The following is a 23,496-nucleotide window of genomic DNA, read 5'->3' as shown; positions in this document are numbered from 1 at the left end:
ATATGAAACAGCTAACTCGGCTATTAATGTCTGTGCTTATTCTGGGTATCACCGCTTGTAGCAAACAGCTGCCTGCGGATATTGCTAACTCTGAGCAGAGCTCCGCGGCTATTACCATAGGCGCAGCGCAGTTGCAGCAATATTTACCGTTGTTGGTCAATAAACGGCTTGGTTTACTTGTTAACGCGACAGCAGAAGTAGCCGGCCAACATTTAGTTGATGTTTTACTGCAAAATCAGGTGAATATAGACACTATTTTTGCTCCTGAGCACGGCTTTAGAGGGGATTATGATGCCGGTGCTTATGTCAAAAACAGTGTCGATAGCAAAACCGGCTTAAAGATTGTGTCCTTGTACGGCGCCAATAAGCAGCCTACAACAGAACAACTGGCCAATATTGATGTGTTAATTTTTGATATTCAAGATGTTGGCGTGCGCTATTATACGTATATCAGCTCGTTACATTATCTGATGCAAGCTGCGGCTGCCGCTGATATACCGCTTATTGTGTTAGACAGGCCAAATCCTAACGGTGCTTTTATTGATGGCCCTGTATTAGAACTAGCGTTTCAATCTTTTGTTGGCATGCACCCTATTCCATTACTACATGGTATGACAGTTGGTGAATTAGCCTTAATGATTAAAGGCGAAGCTTGGATTGACCAAGCTGATTCTTTGCAATTAACTGTGATCCCCGTCGCGCATTATCGCCGCGATATGGCCTATTCACTGCCAGTAAAACCTAGCCCTAACTTACCCAATGATCAAGCTATAGCGCTATATCCTTCTCTGGGCTTTTTTGAAGCCACGCCCTTAAGTGTTGGCCGTGGTACAGCATTTCCATTTCAAGTTATCGGCTATGATAAATTTGCTTTAGCTGACTTTAGCTTTACCCCGGTTTCGACGCCAGGTGCGGCATTAACGCCACCACTGATGGACAAACCACTACATGGCCAAGATTTACGGCAAGTGTCTAGCCATGGTTTAGATTTACGCTACTTGTTGGACTGGCATCAACTATTTAAACAACATAACGAGCTGTTTTTTACTTCAGAAAATTTTATGGATAAGTTAGCTGGCACCAATAAACTACGCCAACAAATTGAACAAGGCTTAACCGAGCCAGAAATTAGACAAAGTTGGCAAGCCGATTTACAACATTTTCGTCAACAGCGCCGATCCTATTTACTTTATCCAGAATAAATGAGGTTAGCTAATTACATTTTTACACTATTAGAGTATTGGATTAAGCTGCAAGCATAGCTGAATAAGCTACAATAATTTCTTAAGGTAAGTTATTGTTGTAATAACTGATTATTATGTGGAGTAATTTATGAGTATTAATGTATTAGCTATTTGCGGTAGTTTGCGCGCTAAATCAACTAACCGTGGCTTAGTCCGTTATGCCCAAGCTCATGCCCCAGAAGGCATGAAAATTCATGTTGCAGATTTAATGGAAATACCTTTTTATAATGCAGATTTAGCTGAAAAACCTGAATCAGTGCAATTATTATTACAACAAATAGGACAAGCAGATGCATTATTATTAGCTTGTCCTGAATATAATTATTCTATCGCGCCAGCATTAAAAAATGCCTTAGATTGGGCATCTCGCGAAGCAGATAATCATTTGTTAACCGGAAAAGCAGTGGCTATTATGGGCTCTGGTGGCGGTATGGGCACATCTCGCGCTCAATATCATTTACGCCAAGTCTGTGTGTTTTTAAATTTATATCCGCTTAACCAACCAGAAGTATTTTCTAATGCCTTTAGTGGCAGTTATGATAACAATGGTGACTTAATCGATGAGCGGATCCAAGGTTTAGTCAGCAAACAGCTTGATGCATTATTAAGTTGGCACCAGCAATTAAACCGCTGATGCCTATTTCTATCTAGCTTATTTAGCTTAAGTGCCCCTAGGGTACATAACCTGGCCAGTACTTAAATTGACTAACTGGCCCGCTAACATGGCAAACTGGACGCCTTTTTCATTGGCCAATAAAAAAGTCGCACCGTGGTGACGCTGTGGCGCTTGCTTAGCTAAGCCGCGTGGATTAACCAGCACTGGAAATTCAGTCTGTTGGCTAAGCAAAGCAGCGTCACCGCTAAAGTGGCTATAACCTTGACGCATTAGCTCAATAAAACGGGCATTATCCAAGGTTAAAGCCGCTGTAAGCTTGTAGGCTTTACCCTGTTGGTAGCTTAAACCCGTGGCATCAAATTGGTGGTAAGCGCTATTAATACATAAATCACCTACTTCGGTAATGACCGCATGTTGTGGGCTTTTAAATTCTAGCGCTAAGTCGACTTGGGCTTGCTGTTTAGCCACCGTAATGGTCAGGTTATTGACTAAAACATCTTTAATAGCATCACTGCGGTTAAAAGGAATAGCATGATATGTATCAAGCGACTGCTTGGCATAAGCTTGGCTACCTATGCTTTGTACGCTCATAATCAATAACTGCGCATTTAATTTTCTGGCAACCTGTCGATTATCATCTTTAGGATAAGCACCAGACTCTATTAACACTGTGCTCATGCCCATGCCGGCAAAAGTATCACCAAAAGAACGCACCGAATACGTGTCGTTATACTTACCTAAATAGCCGGGAAGTTGCTGCTGCACTAAGTCGTGCATATCACCAATTAACTGCATTGCTTTATGCCGAGTGGCATCAATATCTTTGCTGACATTAAAGGCCGGAGCCAATAAAGAAATAGTCGTGGTTTTATCGCTATCGCCAACCGAGTAAAAGCGATTTTGATCATGCAGATTTAAAGCGAATTGCGCTTTAAATTGCTTGGCCGCTTGCATTAATAACCGCCCTTCTGGCGTTTGTAAGGCTTTAGCGTCGCGATTAATATCAATCCCCATAGCATTAAGTCTGTTACCTGCTGCAGCACCATCTGGGTTTAGCATAGGTATAATACGTAACTGCACTTTGCTTAACCATTGCTGACGCCAATCGGCTTGCTCATCTGCAGCAATAAAGTTTAAAAAATCCATTAACGCTGCCGTGGCGGTAGATTCGTCACCATGCATTTGTGACCAAGCCAATACCCGTGTTTCGCCCGTACCAATATCAATTTGCCAAATAGGCGTACCTTGTACTGATTGCCCTATCTGAGTAAAGCTAAACAAGGCGTTTTTACCATGTTCAGCCAAAATTGGCGCTATATCTGAATAGGTGAGCTGAGGCTTATCTAAGCCCGACTGCTGATATTGTTGATATTGCTGATCTGTAATTGGCGTTAACGTCATAGCTTGTACCATGGTAAATAAACTTAAAAAACCAGCTGCTAACCAGCAGAAAACCTGTTTCATACTACTGCCCTAACCTCTGAAACTAATAATGTTCTAGCATGCCGCAACTATGCAGGCTGCAGCAAGTGGTTAACAAACAACCAAGCTGATACAACACCCCACCTGTCGCAAAAGTCAGCCTATCGCAAAAACATTTGATTTTATTGCAGCATCGCTGAATGAAACGGTATAAGTTATAACAGCTAAACTTGTTATGCACTGCATATTTATCGCTGAAATAAGGCATAATCTGCAATGTTCATATAATAATTTATAATAATAAAAATAGGAGGCCGCTTTGGCTGATTGGCTCACCTTAGTTCCGGCATTGGTTGCTATCGTTATTGTACTTTGGCGCAAAGAAGTTATTTTGGCTTTATTACTGTCACTTTGTAGTTCTGAGTTATTAATCTATTTTTTTAGTGGTGGCGCTGTTGATCCTAGCCTAGCAGTTAATGGCAGCATTAATACCCTAGAGCGTATCGTCGCTGTCACTGGTGATGCCGATAATGCCCGAATTTTAATGTTTTCATTATTAGTCGGTGGCTTGCTCGCCTATATGCGAGATTCGGGTGGTGTATCGGCAACCGTAGAAATGTTGGTACGTAAAGGCGTCGCTAAAACACCACGCCAAGCCGGTTTTCTGACCTTTTTTATCAGCTCGGTCACGTTTATAGAATCAAACTTAAGCTCGCTTACCGCCGGTATTAGCTCGCGGGGTTTATTTGATCGGTTTAAAATGAGTCGCGCCCGTCTGGCCTACATTATTGACAGTACTAGCGCACCTATTTGTATTATCATTTTACTCAATGGTTGGGGCGCTTATATTTTAGGTTTATTAAGCAATTACTCTTTGGGTGAGAATGCTGTTTCGGTGCTTATTGGCACTATTCCGTTAAATTTTTACGCCCTATTTGCGTTAAGTGCCGTGCTTTACACTATTATCACTGGCCGAGTACATGGTCCGTTACGCCGTGCAGAGCAACAGTTACATACCTTGTCACAGCACACAGAAATCGATGTGCCGCCTTCTCACCCATCCTTTATGCTAGTGCCTCTATTTACCCTAGTTGCGGCTATGTTGGGCTTTATGATGATGACTGGCGATGGTCAGTTAGTCGCAGGTTCAGGTTCTAAGTCGGTATTATATGCTACCACCCTAGCCTGTTTAGTGGCCTACAGTATGATGCTATTTAGTCGGCGCTTTAAACATCAACAATTAGTGGATATCGGCTTTAAAGGCATGAGTGAATTACTGCCTTTAGTGACAATAGTGTTGTTGTCTTTGTCACTCGGAAGCAGCTTAAAGTTGTTAGGTACCGGTACTTTTATTGCGTCTATTGTTAATGAAAACCTACCTTTAATCTTAATTCCTGCGTTATTATTTTTAGCCGGTGGTTTAATTTCAGTGACTACCGGCACCAGTTGGGGCACCTTTGCGATTTTAATTCCCATTGGCATGCCCATGGTTGAATTGCTTGGTTTGCCACCCTCATTAGTTTTAGCCGCTATATTAAGTGGTGGGGTCTTTGGCGATCACTGCTCGCCTATCTCTGATAGTACCGCAGTCAGTTCGGTTGCTTCGGGGTGTGATTTATTAGAACACGTTAAAACCCAATTACCTTATTCTTTAGTCTGCGGGGCGTTAGCCTTAATCGCCTTTATCATTGCTGGAGCATTAATGATATGACCAAATATGTTATAAACAGTAAGGAAATGAAAACCCACTTCAGTACCTTAAAAAGCTTACTCTTTGCTGTTGCTATCAGCAGTAGTGTAGTAAGCACTGCTGCTGTTGCAGAAAGCCCAGCGATACCGGCAAATTTTGTCGATGTCACCAGCCTAGCACCAACAATCCAAGTCCATATGGCCTATTTTACTAACAATAACTTTGTCGGTACCGTAGTTGATGGCTATCAAGCCAATACCTGTTTTTTACATATTGATGCGGCGCAAGCATTAGCCAAAGCCCAGCAAGCGGCTATGCAGCAAGGTTATAGCTTATGGGTTTATGATTGCTATCGGCCACAGCGCGCGGTTGATCACTTTATGCGTTGGGCAGCAGACACCGCAGATACGGCTACTAAAGCTGAGTTTTACCCTAACCTAGCTAAAGACACTTTAGTCGGTGAATATATCGCCGAAAAATCTGGTCACAGTCGCGGTAGTACGGTCGATTTAAGCTTAGCTAAGCAAGATAGCAGTGGCCAATGGCAAGTGGTCGATACGGGAAGCCCGTTTGATTTATTTGACCCTATTTCCAACGTTGGCTCTAGTGGCATAACCGCTGAACAACAAGCTAATCGCCAGCGGTTATTAGATATTATGTCAGCAACAGGCTTTAATGTGTATAGCATGGAATGGTGGCACTTTACCCACCAACCACCCGCTTATACCGATACTTATTTTGACTTTGTTGTTCAGTAAGCAAAGCCCATAGCATAAGTGTCTGTAGCGGGCATTTATGCTAAACTGCTCAATTATAAATGTTGTCTAATTGGAGCGAAGTATAGGCGATGGCAAGACGGACTAAAGCGGATGCAGAAGGTACTCGTGCTGCAATTTTAGATGCTGCAGAATATTTATTTTATAAGCATGGTGTCTCGCAAACCACGTTAGCGAAAATAGCCCAGCAAGCTAATGTTACCCGTGGCGCTATTTATTGGCACTTTGAAAATAAAGCCGATTTATTTAATGCCATGTTAGAGCGGGTGCGCCTGCCATTTCAACACTTACTCGCCAATGTAAATAAAGACGAAAGTAGCGATCCTTTTAAGCAAATTCGGGAGTTAATGGTTAACTGTTTACGCTTAGTGGCTGAGAGTGAGCAACACCATCGCGTATTGACCATTGTGTTTCATCGCTGTGAATATATTGATGAGCTTAATCCTGTTGTCACTAAACAAGATGAACTCGATACCTTGGCTATAGCGGTATTAGAGCGCGCTTTTAGTCGCGCAGAACAAGCAGGACTGCTGCGTGAAGGGGTTTGCCCACGCTTAGCGGCAATGTCATTACATATCTATATTGCCGGCATTATCAGTCACTTTTTACTTAAACCTTTACAGTGTGACCTGAGCATTAATGCGCCAGCTTTTGTTGACACTATGTTGTTGGGATTAAAAAAACCGGCTAGTTAGTTCGCACTAAAAGCCGGCCAAAGGTACAACAAGTTTTTCTACTCTTGCTAAGCGTTACTGCTTAGTTACTGTTTAGTTACTGCATGTTTTTTATCAAAGATTTTCATAATCACTAGATAGAAAATAGGCACTAAGAATATCGCTAATACCGTTGCTGAGATCATACCGCCTAACACGCCGGTACCAATAGCATTTCGACTTGCAGAACCAGCCCCACTACTAATCACTAACGGCAATACGCCTAACGAGAAGGCCATTGACGTCATAATAATAGGCCGTAACCGTAATCGAACCGCTTCTAAAATAGCCTCAATAATACCTTTACCTTGCTGCTGCAACTCGCGGGCAAACTCCACAATTAAAATAGCGTTCTTCGATGCCAAGCCCATGGTAGTTAATAAACCCACCTGGAAGTAAACATCGTTTTCTAACCCGCGCATAAAGGTTGCTGCTAACGCACCAACAATACCCAGTGGCACCACTAAGATAACTGCAAACGGAATTGACCAGCTTTCATATAACGCCGCTAAACATAAAAACACCACTAAAATAGACAAGGCATATAAAGCCGGTGCTTGCGAGCCAGATAGCTTTTCTTGATACGAGGTTCCGGTCCATTCAAAGTCGATACCGTCGGGCAAATTAGCAATTAGCTGTTCCATTTTTAACATGGCATCACCAGAACTAACACCCGGTGCAGGCTCGCCTTGAATTTGCATTGCCGATACGCCGTTATAACGCTCTAAACGTTGTGGTCCATACACCCAGCGACTGGTAGCAAATGAAGAAAAACTAACCATATCGCCGGCTTTATTCCGCACATACCAGCTACTGATATCTTCTGGGCTCATACGGAACTTAGCATCTGCTTGGACAAAGACTTTTTTCACCCGGCCGCGGTCAACAAAGTCATTAACATAATTTGAGCCCCAACCTATAGATAAGGTTTGGTTAATATCAGCAGGTGATACGCCTAATGCTTGGGCTTTTAGCTGATCAATATCGATTTGTAACTGGGCGGCATCCTCCATACCATTGGGCCTAACACCCATTAAGCTTGGCTCTTGTCCTGCCATACCTAATAGCTGGTTACGGGCATTTAATAAGGCTTCGTGGCCCAAACCAGCCCGATCCTGTAGATAGAGTGTAAAACCAGTAGCATTACCTAAAGCAGCTATAGGCGGTAAGTTAAAGGCAAAGATCTGCGCTTCTTTTACCGTACTAAAATAGCCCATAGCTCGGCCAATAACGGCGTTGACACTTTGATTATCATCACGCTCAGACCAATCTTTTAAGCGAACAAAGGCTAAACCTACGTTTTGACCACTACCATTAAAGCTAAAGCCCGACACTGTAAAGGCTGCATCAACCGCGTCTTCCTGATTATAGTAATCAGCAATTTTAGTCATTACCGCTTCGGTACGCTCTTGGCTTGCACCTGTAGGTAACTGCACCATAGTAATAAAGATACCTTGGTCTTCAGACGGTAAAAACGACGAGGGTAAGCGTAAGAACATCACCACCATAATCAAAACAATGGCACCGTAAACAAGCATTGAACGCACAGGGCGCTTCAGCATACCGGCCACACCGCGCTGATATTTATGGTTAGTATTATCAAAACCACGGTTAAACCAACCAAAGAAACCGCCTTTTTTAACATGGCCGTTTTTATTTTGTTTCAGCATAGTGGCACATAAGGCTGGTGTGAATACTATTGCCACCAGTACTGATAACGCCATTGCCGAGACAATCGTAATAGAGAACTGTTTATAGATAGCGCCAGTGGCCCCACCAAAGAATGCCATTGGCACAAATACCGCCGACAATACTAAACCGATACCTATTAAAGCACCGGTAATTTGGCCCATTGATTTACGCGTAGCTTCAACTGCGGACAAACCCTCTTCGGTCATTACCCGCTCAACGTTTTCAACCACAACAATAGCGTCATCAACTAATAAGCCGATAGATAGCACCATACCAAACATGGTTAAGGTATTAATCGTAAAGCCAAATGCCGCCATAATACCGAAGGTGCCGAGTAACACCACAGGCACAGCTAAGGTTGGAATGATGGTGGCGCGCAGATTTTGTAAAAATAAATACATAACCAAAAATACTAAAATAATGGCTTCTATTAGCGTTTGCACCACTGAGTTAATGGATATTTCAACAAAAGGAGTCGTATCATAGGGAATAACAGTCGACACACCTGCCGGGAAATACGGCTCTAATTCTGCAATACGTTTTCTTACCGCTGCAGCGGTATCAAGCGCATTGGCGCCAGTAGCTAATTCAACCGCGATACCGGTAGCCACTCTGCCGTTAAAGCGAGCTTTAATAGAATAGTCTTCACCACCTAACTCCACTCTCGCCACATCAGCTAAGCGCACTAATGAACCATCTTGGTTGACACGAAGCAATATATTGCTAAATTCTTCCACCGTGCTAAAACGAGTCTGGGCTAAAATAGCGGCACTATATTGCTGACCATCTAACGCCGGCGCACCACCAAGTTGACCAGCGGTCACTTGATTATTTTGCACTCGAATAGCAGCAGTAACATCAGACGGCGTCATTTTAAACTGATTTAACTTGTCGGCATCTAACCAAATACGCATGGCATATTGGCTACCAAACACCACTACGTTACCTACACCTTCGGTGCGACTTAACGGGTCTTTAACGTTGGCAACCACGAAGTCAGCAATGTCCTCACGGCTCATGCTGTCATCAGTTGATGTAAACGCCACGACCATTAAAAAGCTACCGTTAGATTTAGCAACTCTAACACCCTGTTGCTGCACTTCTTGCGGTAATAAGGGTAACGCTTGTTGCAGTTTGTTTTGCACCTGTACTTGGGCAATATCGCCATCAGTACCGGTTTCAAATGTTAAGGTAATGGATATGCCACCTGATGAGTCAGTATTGGCAGACATATACATTAAGTTATCCAAGCCATTCATAGCTTGCTCGATAACTTGTGTTACCGCGTCTTCTGCAGTTTGCGCCGAGGCACCACGATAGCTAGCACTAATAGTTACGGCTGGAGGAGCAATACTTGGGTATTGCTCAATAGGTAATTGTTTAATCGATAACAAGCCTGCCAGCATAATAACAATCGCTATTACCCAAGCAAAAATGGGACGACTTATAAAGAAATTGGCCATCTGCTACTCCGTTTACTGCGCAGCAGTGTTAGTGGTTTTATTACCGGCTTGCACAACACGAACCGTTGCACCCGCACGCACTTTTTGTAAGCCGGAAATAATTATTTGCTCTCCCGCTTTAACCCCAGATTCAGCTACCCAATTGCCGTCAGTACTTTGGCCCAATATCACTATACGAGACTCTACTTGATTATCGGCATTAACAACCATAACCATTGCCTCGCCTTTTGCCGTGCGGCTAACAGCCGCTTGTGGCACTAAAATAGCATTATCATTACTACCATGATGTAAAACCGCCCGCACAAACATGCCTGGCAGTAAGTCAGATTGTTTGTTATCGAATACAGCGCGTAACGTCACCATGCCCGTACTGGGGTCAACATTAACTTCTGAAAACTCTAAGCTACCTTGCTCTGCATACTTAGAACCATCGTCTAAAATTAAATCGACACTCACCTGCTGCTTATTTTGCTGTTGCATTTGCCGCTTTATTCTTAATAAATCAGTACTGGATTGGGTTAAATCAGCATAGATAGGATCTAATTGACGTATGGTGGCTAAGCCTTGAGCTTGGTTAGCTGTTAATAACGCACCTTCAGTAACGGCTGAACGGCCTATTACGCCACTTATTGGTGCGGTTATTTCAGTATAATCGAGGTTGATTTGCGCATTTTGCAGTGCCGCTTCAGCACTAGCAACGGCAGCATCAGCTTGCATCATCAATGCATTGGCATCGTCAAAGTCTTGCTGGCTAACCACCTTACTACCTAATAAATCTTTAATCCGCTTGGCCTTATTTGCCGCATTAAATTGGCCGGCTTTCGCGCTGGCAACATTGGCTTTAGCACTGGCTAACGCTGCTTGATAAGTTGCAGCATCAATTTTATACAGCAATTCTCCGGCTTCTACCTGCTGGCCTTCACGAAATAAACGTTGCTGTAAAATACCACTTACCTGCGGCCGAATTTCTGCTTGGCGATACTCAATGGTTCTGCCTGGCAACTCTGTAGTTAAGCCAACACTAGTAGTGGTTAAAGTGATTACTTCCACTTCTGGTGCCTGCTGTTGTGCCTGAACTTGCTCCGATTCACTACAGGCTACTAGCATTAAACTCGCCACTGCGGTTACTAGTAATTTTAGCTTTAATGTCATACAAAGTTCCTTAAAAAACTGCCGTTCAAATAATTGAAAAAAATCGGCAAAATAATGTCGTGCAATATACATACATGCCTGTATGTTATCAAGACAAGAACCGCTACAAACACGGTTTTAATCGTTAAAATGCGTAAAATCGGTTAACACATTTTAGTATATAAAATAACGTTATCAGCTAAGCGGGTTATAAATATAAATAATTCAGTATATTCAGAGCCACAAGCTCTATTAATGCGTGTGTTATATCAGATACACTGTTATCTTATACAGTGGTACTATACCGCAAACCTAAGCTGTCAGCAGTACGCTGAGAAACAAGATTTAGCTCAATCATTTACGCATTATAGTAATGGCACAATATAGTCATTGATAACCTGTAGGATTATACATGCAAACAATTCTTTGGAATACAGAGCTCATCACCCTAATAGGGATGGCCTGTGTTATCGCTATCGCACTTGGTTATCTAGCTGCGTTTATTACCAATCAACGTCGGTTAGCAGCACTACAAAAACAATTACATGATAACGCCATCATCACTAGTCGCCTTGAACAGCAGTTAATTGCTGCCCATACTAGCCAAAGCCGTATTGAGCAGCATTTACAGCAAAGCCTGCAACAGCTGCAAGCTGAACGTACAACCCTTAATCAATTACAACAGCAATTGGCAGAGGAAGGTAAAAAAGCCAAGATGTTTGAAACGGCAGGGCTTCAAGCCAAAGAGTATATTACCGATTTAAAAGGTCAACTTCAGCAACAACACATTAAGTTATCTGAGCTGCAAGCCGAGCACTTACAGCTAACCAAACAACATACTGAGTTAGATACTTCTTTGCAGCAGCGCGAAAAGCACTTTGAACAGCAACTGGCACAACTGGCTGAAAATAAACAAATACTGAGTAAAGAGTTTGAAAACTTAGCCAATAAAATTTTTGAAGAGAAAGGTAAAACCTTCACCGATACCAGTCAACATAGTATTGATGTCATGTTAAAACCATTTCGGGAACAAATTGACGCCTTCCAAAAACGGGTTAATGAAGTGCATGATTCAGCAACCCGCGGCAATGCTAATTTAAATGCTGAAATCAAAAAGGTGCTCGATATTGGCGTATCCATGAGCACAGAGGCCAATAACCTGACCTCGGCATTAAAAGGCGACTCGCAACAACGTGGTGCTTGGGGCGAGGCGCAATTACAGCGAACCTTAGAAATGAGTGGCTTAGTGCAAGATGCCCATTTTTCTGCCCAAACCGCGTTTAAAGATAGCGATGGCAAAAATAAACAAACCGACTTCTTAATTAAGTTACCCGATAATAAGCATATTATTATTGATAGCAAAGTATCACTGGTTGCTTACGATCGGGCGGTTGCTGCAGAAACCAACGACGCTTATCTACTGGCGATGGCAGAGCATAATAAAGCGGTACGCCGCCATATCGATGACTTGGCCAGTAAGGATTACACTAACTTAATTGGCATGCACAGCCCAAGTTTTGTATTAATGTTTATGCCTATTGAGCCGGCTTACATAGAGGCGCTAAAACATAACAAAGATTTATTTGAATATGGTTACAAACAGAATATCGTTTTAGTATCGCATACCACGTTAATCCCCATTTTACGCACCGTGTCCAACTTATGGATGATAGAGCGCAGCAATACAGAAGCCCGGGAGATTAGTGAGCGCGCCGCCGAAGTATATAATCAGGTGTGCTTAGTCGCTGAGCGCTTGCAAAAGCTTGGCGTGACCTTAAACACCGTAAGCAATCATTACAATAGTACGGTTACAGCGTTAGCGGGTCAGCAAGGTTTATACGGTAAGGTAGATCGTTTTAGTCAGCTTTCAGCTAAAGTCAGCAAAACCTTGCCAGCTTTAGAAACATCACATCGTGATTTTGAGTCTGAACGCCTATCGATGATGATAGAGCCCATACCTGAACCAACAGCTGAATCGATAGCAGAGCCAATTGCAGAACTAGCTGAACCCAGTTCAACTGAGTCCAGCTAGTTTTATCTGTAATACATGTCGTAGCTTAATATTTATGGCTATTTAGTGTCATATTTAGCTATTTTAGTGTCGATTTTTAATGTAGATCGTTAGTGCAGATCATTATCGACACTAAAATACATTACTCATTATCTGCTGCATCTTGAATAGACTCACCTGCAGTTTCAATATCCTTACCCGCACCTTCAATTGTTGCACAGGCAACAACTGCCATACCTAATATTGCTAACAACGCTGCTTTTGCATATTTATTAAATGATGTTTTCATATTGTTGCTCCTTAGTGGCGTTTAAGCTTACGCTTGAGTACTTGAGTACTTGCGCTTAAAAAAAGAAAGCAAAAATCAAACCATAATTAAATCATTGTTTTATATTGCTTTTAATTGGCATTGATATTATCACCCCTGTATTTATTACTGCCAATAGGTATATTTTTCATATTATTAAGCAAAAAAAAAACGCCGCCAAAACAAATTGGCAGCGCTTGAGGGGGAGTGTTTTGGTTACTGTTTAGATCAACTTTCGTAAAGAATATTTTTGTACTTTACCGGTCGATGTTTTAGGTATTTCAATAAAACGAATTTCCTTCGGTATTTTAAATTTAGCTAATCGGGTCTTACAAAACGCTATTAGCTCTTCAGCTGTTACGGTAGCTGTCGGTTTAAGTTTAACAAAGGCCAGTGGCACTTCGCCCCACTTACCATCCGGCTTAGCTATTACTGCAGCCTCTAATACATCAGGATGATGATATAAAACGCCTTCAATTTCGATACTAGAAATATTTTCGCCACCCGAAATAATAATATCTTTCGAGCGATCTTTTAGTTCGATATAGCCATTTTCATGACAGACACCCAAATCGCCGGTGTGAAACCAGCCCTCGGCAAAGCAATTTTTAGTTTCATTAGCATTTTTAAGATAGCCTTTCATCACGATATTACCGCGCACCATTACTTCGCCCATGGTTTCGCCATCTTGCGGCACCGGTTGCATGGTAACGGGATCGGCTATCATTAAGCCTTCCAATAAATTACTTCTGACCCCTTGGCGTGATTTAAGCCGTGCCCGTTCAGAGATATCGAGGTTGTCCCAATCACTGTCCCATGCACACACCACTGAAGGGCCATAAGTCTCGGTTAAACCATAAGTATGGGTAACATCAATGCCCAACTCTTCCATGCCTTGAATAACCGCAGCTGGCGGTGCCGAGCCTGCCGTCATAACTTTAATGCTATGGTTTAAACCGGCTTTATCTGCTGCTGTGCCATTATTTAGCATATTTAATACAATGGGCGCAGCGCAAAAGTGGCTCACTTTTTCGGTTTTAATTAAGTTGAAAATTTCACCAACATCAATATTTCTTAAACAAATATTAACGCCAACCTTAGCCGCCACTGTCCATGGAAAACACCAACCATTACAATGGAACATAGGTAGGGTCCACAAATAGCTAAAGTGCTGGGGGATGTTCCATGTAACAGCGTTATTAATGGCATTTAAATAAGCACCACGATGATGATATACAACACCCTTAGGGTTGCCTGTGGTACCAGAAGTATAATTTAAACTAATGGCATCCCATTCATCAGCCGGGGCTTGCCAAGCGTAATCTTTATCACCGCTAGCAATAAATTGCTCATAGTCAATTTCGCTTACTGACACCGCTGCCGCAACATTAGCAGCACTCTGCGCTGCACCTTGTGCAGTGCCTTGCTTAGTATCTTGCTTAGTATCTTGCTTAGTATCTTGCATAGTGCTTTGCATAGTGCCTAGAGTAGTACCTTGATAGCTTTTATCATTGATAACAATAACTTTAGGTGGCTGCGCCAGCTCGACTAGCGCTTGCATTACTTGAGGGTAATACTCTAAATCAACCAATAACAGCTTGGTTTCAGCATGTTCTAAAATAAAACTAATGCTGGCAACATCTAAGCGGGTATTAATGGTGTTTAGTACCGCACCGGACATTGGGATAGCAAAATGGGCTTCAAATACTTCTGGAATATTCGGCGCCATGACTGATACCGTATCACCCTTGCCGATACCCGCACTGACTAATGCCGAAGCAAACTGACAACAGCGCTGATACACGTCTCGCCAATTACGGCGTAAATCGCCATAGACGACCGCGGTTTTAGTTGGATACACGCCAGCCGCGCGCTGCATAAAGTGCAGCGGTGTTAACGCCTCAAAATTTGCTGGCACTTTATCTAAATGCTGCTGGTAAATATTCTGCATAACGAACTCTCCGCTATTTTTGATTATATTTTCGGTTGTACATGGCTTTCGTTCTCCACAATAGCAGTATTGCTATAGGGATAATAATAAAGCTCACTAAAGATAGAGATTTACCAACAGCGGTAGGATCTTGGAATACATAGTCGGTTAATACCGCCACTAATACTGGCCCTAGGCCTAGACCTATTAAGTTAATCACAAATAAATATATCGCGGTTGCTTGGGCTCGATATTGAATAGGCGTAATAGTGTGTAGTGAAGCAACGGCCATACCACCATGAAAACTTGAGAAAAACATCAATAAGGTAATTAAAGTTAACACCAGCGTCGTATCTGTGGTTAAAGTAGCAAAACCTGCGGGTAACAATAAGGCGATAGCACCATAGAAAGGGACTTTAAAAAATGCGTCGTTATAGCCTCGTTTTAAAATCCAATCGCCTAAGATACCTCCACATAACACGCCTAAAGGCGAAGCGATAATGGCTATAGTCCCATATACCATACCGGTTTTTTCTGGTGACCATGCCATAGTACGGATAAAAAAACTAGGCGCCCAAGAATGAAAAGCGTAGCCAACTAAAGTCAGCATTGCGAAACCGATATTATGCTGGACAAACATCGGCCATTTGCTTTTAAAGAATTTTAACGAATGTGTGATTGACTGCTCGTTCTCAACGCTACTGGGCTTATCAACTTTAATATCTGTAGCTGTTTGATAACGACCACGCTTAGGCTCTCTAATGGTCAGCGATAACAACGCAAACAACAATCCAGGCAAACCAATACTAATAAAAATTAATTGCCAATTTTTAAGCTCACCAACGATGGGTAAGGTTAACGAATCTGGCAAGGCAACAATTAACAAACCACCAATTAAAAACGCTAAACCACTGCCTAAATAAACGCCCGCGGTGTAAACGCTCATGGCTTTACCCAGTTTTCGTTTTGGGAAGTAATCACTAATTATTGAATAAGCGGCGGGTGATAATGCGGCCTCACCCACAGCAACACCGACTCGGGCTAAAAACATATGGAAGAAGCTTTTGCTTAAACCACACATCGCGGTCATTACGCTCCAGGCCGCTACACCAATGGCGATAATTTTCACTCGCTTTTTCTTATCGGCTAAATTGGCTAAAAACAAGCCAACAAAGGTATAAAATAACGCAAAAGCTAAGCCTTGCAGCAACCCAAACTGAGTATCACTGATACCTAAGTCGGCTTTAATGGGGTCAACTAATAAACTTAAAATTTGTCGGTCAATAAAGGCTAACGCGTAACACAGCATTAGTATAATAACCACGTACCAAGAATAAACCGGATTTTCATGCTTAACCAAAGCTGGCAGTACTGTTGCCTTGGCTATCGCTGGGTTAGGCGTCGCTGTGCTTGCCGTTTCCGCCTTAGTTGAATCAGCTGGTGTTGACGTTATCACTGTCTCAGAGCTCATAGAATTGCCTATTTTTTATGGTGGCTTAGGTCCATTAGCACTTTAATCGCTACTGAACCTAAGCAAAATTAACCTATATCAAAGTGATGATTGTTTTAGTCTCTAAGAAGTTTTCTACTGCTTGAGTACCGGCATCTCTTGACCAGCCTGACTGTTTGTATCCGCCCATTGGAAAGGCTGGGTCAAACACATTGTGACCATTAATCCATACTACACCGGCCTTTATTTGACTGGCTAAACGATTAGCAACACTAATATCTTGAGTCCAAATACTGGCGCCTAAGCCATAAATAGTATCGTTCGCTAATGCTGGTATTTCACTGACATCGCTAAATTTTTGGCAGACTAGTACCGGACCAAAAATTTCTTCTTGCACGCATTTCATTGTGTTATTTACATTAGACAATACTGTTGGCTCAATAAAGCAGTTAGTGTCGCCAAACTGATTACCACCTGTTAATAACTCTGCGCCTTCAGCAATACCCGCATCAATATAAGATTTTACGATATTAGCTTGGTGCTGATTAACCATTGGACCAATCATAGTATCTGCTTTGATACCGTCACCAATTTTTAAGGTTTTAAACACCTTAACAATGCCAGAAACTAATTGATCATAAATAGCTTCGTGGGCATATAACCGCGATCCGGCAATACAAATTTGACCACTGTTATAGGTAATAGCACGCACTGCACCGGTAATCGCTTCTGCAATATTGGCATCTGGCAGTACAACTACCGGTGATTTACCCCCCAACTCTAAAGAGACTTTTTTCAAGTTAGTTTTGGCGGCATCTATAATGGCTTTGCCAGTTTTGGTTGAACCGGTAAAGCTAACTTTATCAACATCAGTATGCTCTGCTAAAGCAGCGCCAGCGGTATGGCCATAGCCACAGACTATATTGACGGCACCAGCAGGGAAACCCGCTTGCTGAATAAGCTCAGCAAATTTTAACGTGCTTAATGAAGTTAACTCAGCCGGTTTAACCACCACACTGCAACCTGTGGCTAAAGCTGGTGCTAATTTAAAGGCTAATAAAATTAACGGTGCATTCCACGGTACTATGGCAGCCACAACCCCAATTGGCTCTTTTACCGAATAAGCTAAGGTTTTTTTACCTGCGGGGTTATGTCTGTCCATCGATTGTGAATAGGTTTCACCTTGGATTTTTGTCGCCATACCGGCGTAAAAGCGATATTGGCCGGCAACACCTTTCATTTCTGATATGGCATGACTTAATGGTTTACCTTGATCGATTGTTTCTAAGTAGGCTAATTCTTCGGCGTGCTGCTCGACTAAATCGGCTAGTTTCCATAATAATATTGACCGCTCAGATGGCGTGCAATCATGCCAAGCACCGTCAGTAAAAGCAGCACGAGCAGCGGCAACAGCAGCGTCTATATCTTGTTTATTACTAGCAGGGATACGGCCGTTTAACTTACCTGTCGCTGGATTAATACTGTCAATCATCTCGCCGCTTACAGAAGCAACCCACTGACCGTTAATAAAGTTTTGTTTATCTGGCGTTGCTAAAAATTCTGTTTTCGTTGCCATTATGCTGTACCTTTTATCTGAATATATAGGGTCAAAACGTTGCTATTTGCACTGATAGTTTTTATGACTTTTAATGTCGCCTTTGCCTTTGTACTGAGCTTGTTGCGGGAATGGACATAATAAGCGGGTGTTATCTCCCTTACCCACTTCGTTTTCATACGTCACAACTTTGTATGGTGCTTGGCCTTTTTCTACCCAATCTTCTAATACCATTAAAGGATCGAACAAATCAGGTGCTACACCTTTTTGCTCCCAGCAGTGGCCATTACCTGGCACCATAAACATGCGGATGTTATCGGTAAAGGCTTGTTTATCTTGGCTTTGAGCATAGGCCTGTTGATAATATTCAACTGTTCTTCCTGGTGGAATTAATGGATCGGCCCAGCCGTGATAGATAAAAAACTTGGTTTTATTTTTTTCTATTTGGCTTAAGTCTAAATTAACCGCATTGCCCACTCGTGCTAAGTCACCATTTTGTAATGCTTGCAGGTTATCAACCACATCAATGCTATGAATATCAACACTATGGCCAATAGGTTGTTTGTAAAGCATATTTTGGAAACTTTGTGATGCTAACGCGCCCCAACCGGCTTGCTTACCATTACCTAACCACCAAATTGACCATAGCTGCTCTGATCCATAAGGCACACCAGTAAATAATTTCTTACCGGTTTTATCTGTCACACCGGCATACACGGCTTTAACATGTTCAATTTGATTATCATTGAAGCAATCTGTTTCGTTTTGGTTAGAGCACGATAATTTGCTGAAATCGAGCTGGCAAGCTTGTGGATTAGACACGACTTGGTCTTTAACACCGTCTAAACTGTCACATTGAGCAATTACTTCTTGACGTAATAGCTCAATATTATCTGGACTAAAACGACTAACGCCGTTTGGTAAATGCAGATGTTGCATCACCCAAGCGCCATATAGCCCAGAGTTCAGCGTCCAATCAATAATAGAACCTCCAGCGGCAATACCATCAAATAAATCCGGGTAACGCTGGGCTGCAATAAAGCCCATTCGACCACCATTAGAGCAACCAGCAAAATAGTTTTGTTTGGCTTTTTTGCCGTAAAAGTTAGCCACTAACTGCTTGCTCAATTCAGCCACCGCAGGGATAGACTGATATGCCCAATAATCTAATTGGATAGGATCTTCTTCAATCCAATCTCTGCCTGAACTTTTACCGCTATGGCCACTATCATGCGCTGTTGCCGCATAACCACGCGCCACCGCAAAGTTGATTGAATTAGAGTAGCCGGTTTTATCGGCAACCACGTCACCACATAAACCGCCACATCCCGCCATCATAAACTTGCCATTCCACTTTTGAAGTGGCAACCGAGTTTCAAAACCAATATAGCCGTCCATTTTGCCGTTAATTTGACAAAACTCCGGCAAGCCAGCCATTTCGACTAACTTTGGTGGTGCAGTTAACTGAATACCTTCAGGTAATATCTCTTGTACCGATAAACAGGTTTGCTGCATATCTTTGGCATAAGCTTGAGGATAAAAACAACTTAATAAAAAGCAGGCTAGCAGTAGCTTATTCATTTTGGGTCGTGTCCTATATAATTTGTTAACCAATTCATTAGCGCAGCAGCAAATTGCTCAGGCTGTTCTAACGGCATTAAGTGACCAGAATGTTGTATAATGGCAAGTTCAGCGTCCTTAGCTAGCTTGGCCATGGCCAATTGGCTATCCATACTCATCACTTGATCCTCTACCGCAGATATCACTAATAACGGTATCGTCATATCGGTTAATACTTGCTCACGATCTGGCCGGGCAATACAGGCCTGTAAATGAGCAACAAAGCGCTCTGCACCATAGTTGTTGATCATTGAACGGCGAATTCGCATTAATTCCGGTTTAAGTAAGCTATCAGCATGAAAAGCTTTACTCGCTTGCTGATTAATCATCTGCTGATAATCTTCGGTTTGTAACCGCGCGATTAAACTGCGGCGAAACTCAACTTGTTGCGGCGAATCGGCTTTTGCGCTGGTACCGGCTAAAATAAGCCCCTGCACCCGCTGTGGATAACGATGCAAAATAGACAGCGCCACATAACCACCGAATGAAAAGCCACACAAATAAAACTGCGCGGGTAATTCAGCTAACAAACTATCGGCAATCGCATCCACATCATCTACAGTTGGGCACTGCAATGCATAGGCGTTAACCTCGCTAGGCAAGTGCGCTAACAATGGCTGCCAGATTTCCTGAGTATTGTTTAAGCCAGGGAGCAAAACTAAGTTAATTGCCGCGCTCATTTATCTTTCACCATTCATCCGATCTAACTCAACCCAACAAGCATGCGTGCCAGCAGTGATACGTTGCGGTAAAATAATCCGAGCGACTGGGCCGGCCGCAATATTTTTGGCATCAATTAAAATACATTCCGAGCGATCTAAATTCATATCTTGAACAAAAGTTATAATATAAGCGTCGTCTTCATCTATGCCATTAAGCTTTGCAGCGATATGTACTTCACCGCCATAGCGATTTTCACCATATTCATAACGCTCACTGGTTCCGGCGGACAAATTAAACTTTTTAAAGCCATACATATTCCAAGTCCCGGCTTCAAATAAGCTGGTATAAGCAAAATTATATTTATAGCCTTTATAATCATTGCGACAAACCGGAAACTCGACTACTTCTTGATCTAAAAACTGCTCTTTGGTTTCGCCCGTTTTCAAGTTAAAGCGCCAGCGATATAAGCGAGTTTGGGTATTATGCTTATCTAAATGTTGTAATATTTTTGCATCCATATCGGTGGTATCACCCACTGCTGGCATGGCTGGGTTTAACGAAATACAGCCGTCCATGATAATTTCATCACCATCTTCATAGCAGTTAGCTAGGTGCAATACAAAGCATGGCGTGGCTTCAAACCAGCGCACATCTTCTGAGCGGCCATAACGTGGGATCACGCCGAAACGGGATTTCACTTCAGGATAAAACTCTAACTTAGGCTTACCACCGGTATTATCGTCAGAGAAAAAGAATGGCAGGTCATGCAGAATACTGTAGTTTTCTGTCATGCCTAAATCATGGGGCCAGCGCGCACCAGGTAACTCAATTGGCACATAATGCACTAACTCGTTATGCTTATTGACCACACCATAGTTCATATATGGCGGTGTCATTGGGTAGTTTTGGAAAATCATATCACCGGTTTTGTGGTCTACTTTAAACTCACCGGCAATGCCCTCTTTAACTTGCTTGGCCCAGCTGGCATCCACGCCTAAATTCTCTAAGGTGCGCGGGTCTAAACGATACGGCTCACTACCTTGCGACATCACAGCAATTAACTTACCAGCATGACAAATAACGTCTGTGCCAGCATTATCTTTCATGGCACCAATAGCCCCCCAACCACGACGAGTCGCATCTTGTGGGTGCAGCAAACCTGGCCATAAAGACTTACCGGCCGCTTGCTCAGCAAGGTAACCCGTAGTGTGGACAAAGCGATTACGATACTCCATTTTACCATCTTTAAAATAAGCGGCATGTAACATGGCATCACCATCAAAGGGATGATAATGGCCCATTGGTTCGTGAACTTGGTTATGGGTGTTACGCACAAATACACCAGCGATATCTTGTGGAATTTCGCCAATCACTTCTAGGCTATCGGTGTCCGCCGTATATTCGGTATCCATCGATTGAAATAAACCGGTTAAAAACGGGCTTTTATTAGTATCTTTAATGGTTAATTTAATTTTATTTTCTATTTTCAACATTAGTTTTACCTTAATATTTAGTGACCAGTTTTACCCGCGATGAAAACAATAAAAACAGCAACGGCATACTAATGAACCGTTACTGCTTAAGCGCTAGACGTAAAAAAGCGAATAACTTTTGATTAAAAACTTCAGGCTGTTCGGCCCAAGCATAGTGTGCAGTGCCATCGATGACTGTAAATGTGCTGCTGTCAATTTTACTGGCCATTTCAGCCATAATGTCAACCTTACCGATAGGGTCAAACTCACCGGCAATACATAACGTAGGCACTTTTATTTTAGCAACTGCACCACGACCATCGTATTCAACAATGGCGCGAATAGCGGCTTTAAAGGTGTCGATAGGTGTGCTTAATGCGACTTGCTTCACTTTCTCGACCAGAGCGCCCGTAGATTTAGGCCCCATCATGGCGTTAATTAATGGCGCAGCGGCATCGGCTAAGGCAACACCAGCATTCAACGGTGCAATTCGCTCACGGATAAAGTTATCTTGAAACTCTTTAGACAAATGACCTAAAGATTCCACCGTGGCCGAAATGACTAAAGCATTAATTTTTTCAGGTGCTAAGGCATATACCATTGGCGCAATAATCCCACCCATACTATGGCCAAATAATATATTTCTCTTGCTACAGGTTGCATAAAGCAACTTAACAAAGCTTTGGGCTAAAAATCGGATTGAATACTGCGCAGGCAGTGGGCTTATGCCGTAGCCTGGTGCGTCCCAAGCCACTACGCGATAGCCTTGTTCAACTAATAATTTAATTTCATACTGCCAATAGTCTTTTGAACCATAGGCACCGTGCAGTAAATAAATGGTGGTTTCACCTGAACCAGCAACTTGATAATCTGGCATTAGCATTATTATGACGCCTTACTTAATTTAATCTGATTAACCAAGACCTAGACCAATGGCTTAGGTATGTGCACCGCCATCAACCCGTAATGCCACGCAATGCACCATACGGCCTTCGTCAGACGCTAAAAATAGTGCCGCATTGGCAATATCGATAGGCTCAGCTAACTTGCGTAACGGTGTGTTTTCAGCCAGTTTACTTAGAACTTGATCGACATCGCCCCAAGCGGTTGTGCTGCGCGCTAAATTGGTATCAGCAATACCAGGGCAAATAGCGTTTACTCGAATGTTTTCAGGGCCTAACTCAGCCGCTAACGAGCGCATTAAACCAATAACAGCATGCTTTGATACGGTATAAGCAGAAGATTTAGTTACGCCATACAAGCCAAGGCCAGATGAGGTAAATAATAACGCTGTGCCATTGGCATTGTTTTTGGCACTTTTTCTTAATTCTGGTAAAGCGGCTTGAGTTAAATTCCATTGGCCGGTTAGGTTTATCGTCATTAACCTTTGCAGTACTTCATCATCAGCGTCAATAAAATCACCTGTCCAGCCAATACCTGCATTATTAATTAAAATGTCGATGCCGCCCCACGTATCTACCGCGGTTTTTACTACCAATTCATTGTTAGCTTTATCGCAATGATCACAACGCATAAATAGACAGTTTTCACCCAACTCGGCCGCTATCGCTTGACCGTTTTCGCTATCAATATCCGCTAGGATAACTTTCGCTCCTTGAGCAACGAACAAACGAACCATAGCCGCACCGAAACCTTTGGCTCCACCAGTAATAATGGCTACTTTATTTTTTAAACGCATATATGCCTCACCAACTTAAGGTGCTTAAACACTTAGCATACA

At 42.6% G+C, this 23,496-nt stretch carries 18 protein-coding genes; 6 read left to right on the top strand and 12 right to left on the bottom strand.

Features of this window, described 5'->3' with window-relative positions; genetic code table 11:
* Window positions 1-2 precede the first annotated feature (2 nt).
* Window positions 3-1,202: an exo-beta-N-acetylmuramidase NamZ family protein gene (locus tag BI198_RS03050; RefSeq protein WP_070048229.1), complete on the top strand. Its 1,200-nt coding sequence runs from the start codon at window positions 3-5 to the stop codon at window positions 1,200-1,202.
* Window positions 1,203-1,332: 130 nt separating this feature from the next.
* Window positions 1,333-1,878, top strand: a complete 546-nt coding sequence (locus BI198_RS03045; protein WP_070048228.1) for an NADPH-dependent FMN reductase — start codon at window positions 1,333-1,335, stop codon at window positions 1,876-1,878.
* A 27-nt stretch (window positions 1,879-1,905) separates the two neighbouring features.
* On the opposite strand, the gene BI198_RS03040 is transcribed toward BI198_RS03045, so the two are convergent.
* Complete coding sequence (locus BI198_RS03040; protein ID WP_083256540.1) at window positions 1,906-3,324, bottom strand: M14 family zinc carboxypeptidase; 1,419 nt, start codon at window positions 3,322-3,324, stop codon at window positions 1,906-1,908.
* Between the two features lie 277 nt (window positions 3,325-3,601).
* On the opposite strand from BI198_RS03040, the gene BI198_RS03035 reads away from it, so the two are divergent.
* The 3 genes from BI198_RS03035 (at window position 3,602) to BI198_RS03025 (ending at window position 6,443) form a co-directional block, all read left to right on the top strand.
* Complete coding sequence (locus BI198_RS03035; RefSeq protein ID WP_070048227.1) at window positions 3,602-4,993, top strand: Na+/H+ antiporter NhaC family protein; 1,392 nt, start codon at window positions 3,602-3,604, stop codon at window positions 4,991-4,993.
* The gene (locus BI198_RS03030) at window positions 4,990-5,730 is read left to right on the top strand and encodes a M15 family metallopeptidase (protein ID WP_235605207.1); all 741 of its coding nucleotides are present in this window, start codon (window positions 4,990-4,992) and stop codon (window positions 5,728-5,730) included. Before BI198_RS03035 ends, BI198_RS03030 begins: the two co-directional genes overlap by 4 nt.
* Before the next feature lie 89 nt (window positions 5,731-5,819).
* On the top strand, window positions 5,820-6,443 hold the full coding sequence (locus tag BI198_RS03025; protein ID WP_070048226.1) for a TetR family transcriptional regulator: 624 nt from the start codon (window positions 5,820-5,822) through the stop codon (window positions 6,441-6,443).
* Between the two features lie 65 nt (window positions 6,444-6,508).
* Here the strand turns inward: BI198_RS03025 and BI198_RS03020 are convergent, their stop codons facing one another.
* Together BI198_RS03020 and BI198_RS03015 are read right to left on the bottom strand one after the other, a co-directional pair.
* On the bottom strand, window positions 6,509-9,616 hold the full coding sequence (locus BI198_RS03020; protein ID WP_070048225.1) for an efflux RND transporter permease subunit: 3,108 nt from the start codon (window positions 9,614-9,616) through the stop codon (window positions 6,509-6,511).
* A 12-nt stretch (window positions 9,617-9,628) separates the two neighbouring features.
* Entirely contained in the window at window positions 9,629-10,768 is a 1,140-nt protein-coding gene (locus BI198_RS03015; protein WP_070050598.1) for an efflux RND transporter periplasmic adaptor subunit, read from the bottom strand.
* Between the two features lie 391 nt (window positions 10,769-11,159).
* Here BI198_RS03015 and rmuC point away from each other — a divergent pair, with 391 nt between their 5' ends.
* The gene (gene rmuC, locus BI198_RS03010) at window positions 11,160-12,779 is read left to right on the top strand and encodes a DNA recombination protein RmuC (protein WP_070048224.1); all 1,620 of its coding nucleotides are present in this window, start codon (window positions 11,160-11,162) and stop codon (window positions 12,777-12,779) included.
* Window positions 12,780-12,900: 121 nt separating this feature from the next.
* Here rmuC and BI198_RS15860 read toward each other — a convergent pair whose 3' ends face one another.
* The 9 genes from BI198_RS15860 to BI198_RS02970 form a co-directional block, all read right to left on the bottom strand.
* Complete coding sequence (locus BI198_RS15860; protein WP_074467404.1) at window positions 12,901-13,047, bottom strand: entericidin A/B family lipoprotein; 147 nt, start codon at window positions 13,045-13,047, stop codon at window positions 12,901-12,903.
* A 241-nt stretch (window positions 13,048-13,288) separates the two neighbouring features.
* Window positions 13,289-15,016 carry an acyl-CoA synthetase gene (locus tag BI198_RS03005; RefSeq protein ID WP_070048223.1) on the bottom strand — a complete coding sequence of 576 codons (1,728 nt, stop codon included), beginning with the start codon at window positions 15,014-15,016 and terminating at the stop codon, window positions 13,289-13,291.
* Between the two features lie 13 nt (window positions 15,017-15,029).
* Entirely contained in the window at window positions 15,030-16,466 is a 1,437-nt protein-coding gene (locus BI198_RS03000; protein ID WP_083256539.1) for a spinster family MFS transporter, read from the bottom strand.
* A 73-nt stretch (window positions 16,467-16,539) separates the two neighbouring features.
* Window positions 16,540-18,021 (bottom strand): aldehyde dehydrogenase family protein, encoded by a 1,482-nt coding sequence (locus tag BI198_RS02995; RefSeq protein ID WP_070048222.1) that lies wholly within the window; start codon window positions 18,019-18,021, stop codon window positions 16,540-16,542.
* A 42-nt stretch (window positions 18,022-18,063) separates the two neighbouring features.
* The gene (locus BI198_RS02990; protein WP_070048221.1) at window positions 18,064-19,581 is read right to left on the bottom strand and encodes a tannase/feruloyl esterase family alpha/beta hydrolase; all 1,518 of its coding nucleotides are present in this window, start codon (window positions 19,579-19,581) and stop codon (window positions 18,064-18,066) included.
* Complete coding sequence (locus BI198_RS02985) at window positions 19,578-20,300, bottom strand: alpha/beta fold hydrolase (RefSeq protein WP_070048220.1); 723 nt, start codon at window positions 20,298-20,300, stop codon at window positions 19,578-19,580. Before BI198_RS02985 ends, BI198_RS02990 begins: the two co-directional genes overlap by 4 nt.
* Window positions 20,301-21,776 (bottom strand): carotenoid oxygenase family protein, encoded by a 1,476-nt coding sequence (locus BI198_RS02980; RefSeq protein WP_070048219.1) that lies wholly within the window; start codon window positions 21,774-21,776, stop codon window positions 20,301-20,303.
* 79 nt (window positions 21,777-21,855) lie between these two features.
* Window positions 21,856-22,638: an alpha/beta fold hydrolase gene (locus BI198_RS02975; protein WP_070048218.1), complete on the bottom strand. Its 783-nt coding sequence runs from the start codon at window positions 22,636-22,638 to the stop codon at window positions 21,856-21,858.
* 54 nt (window positions 22,639-22,692) lie between these two features.
* Window positions 22,693-23,454 carry an SDR family NAD(P)-dependent oxidoreductase gene (locus tag BI198_RS02970; RefSeq protein WP_070048217.1) on the bottom strand — a complete coding sequence of 254 codons (762 nt, stop codon included), beginning with the start codon at window positions 23,452-23,454 and terminating at the stop codon, window positions 22,693-22,695.
* Window positions 23,455-23,496: the final 42 nt, after the last annotated feature.

This window comes from Rheinheimera salexigens (genome assembly GCF_001752395.1).
Classification (GTDB): Bacteria; Pseudomonadota; Gammaproteobacteria; order Enterobacterales; family Alteromonadaceae; genus Alishewanella; species Alishewanella salexigens.
Note: the sequence above shows the minus strand (reverse complement) of the source record. Positions and strands in the feature narration are given on the sequence as shown.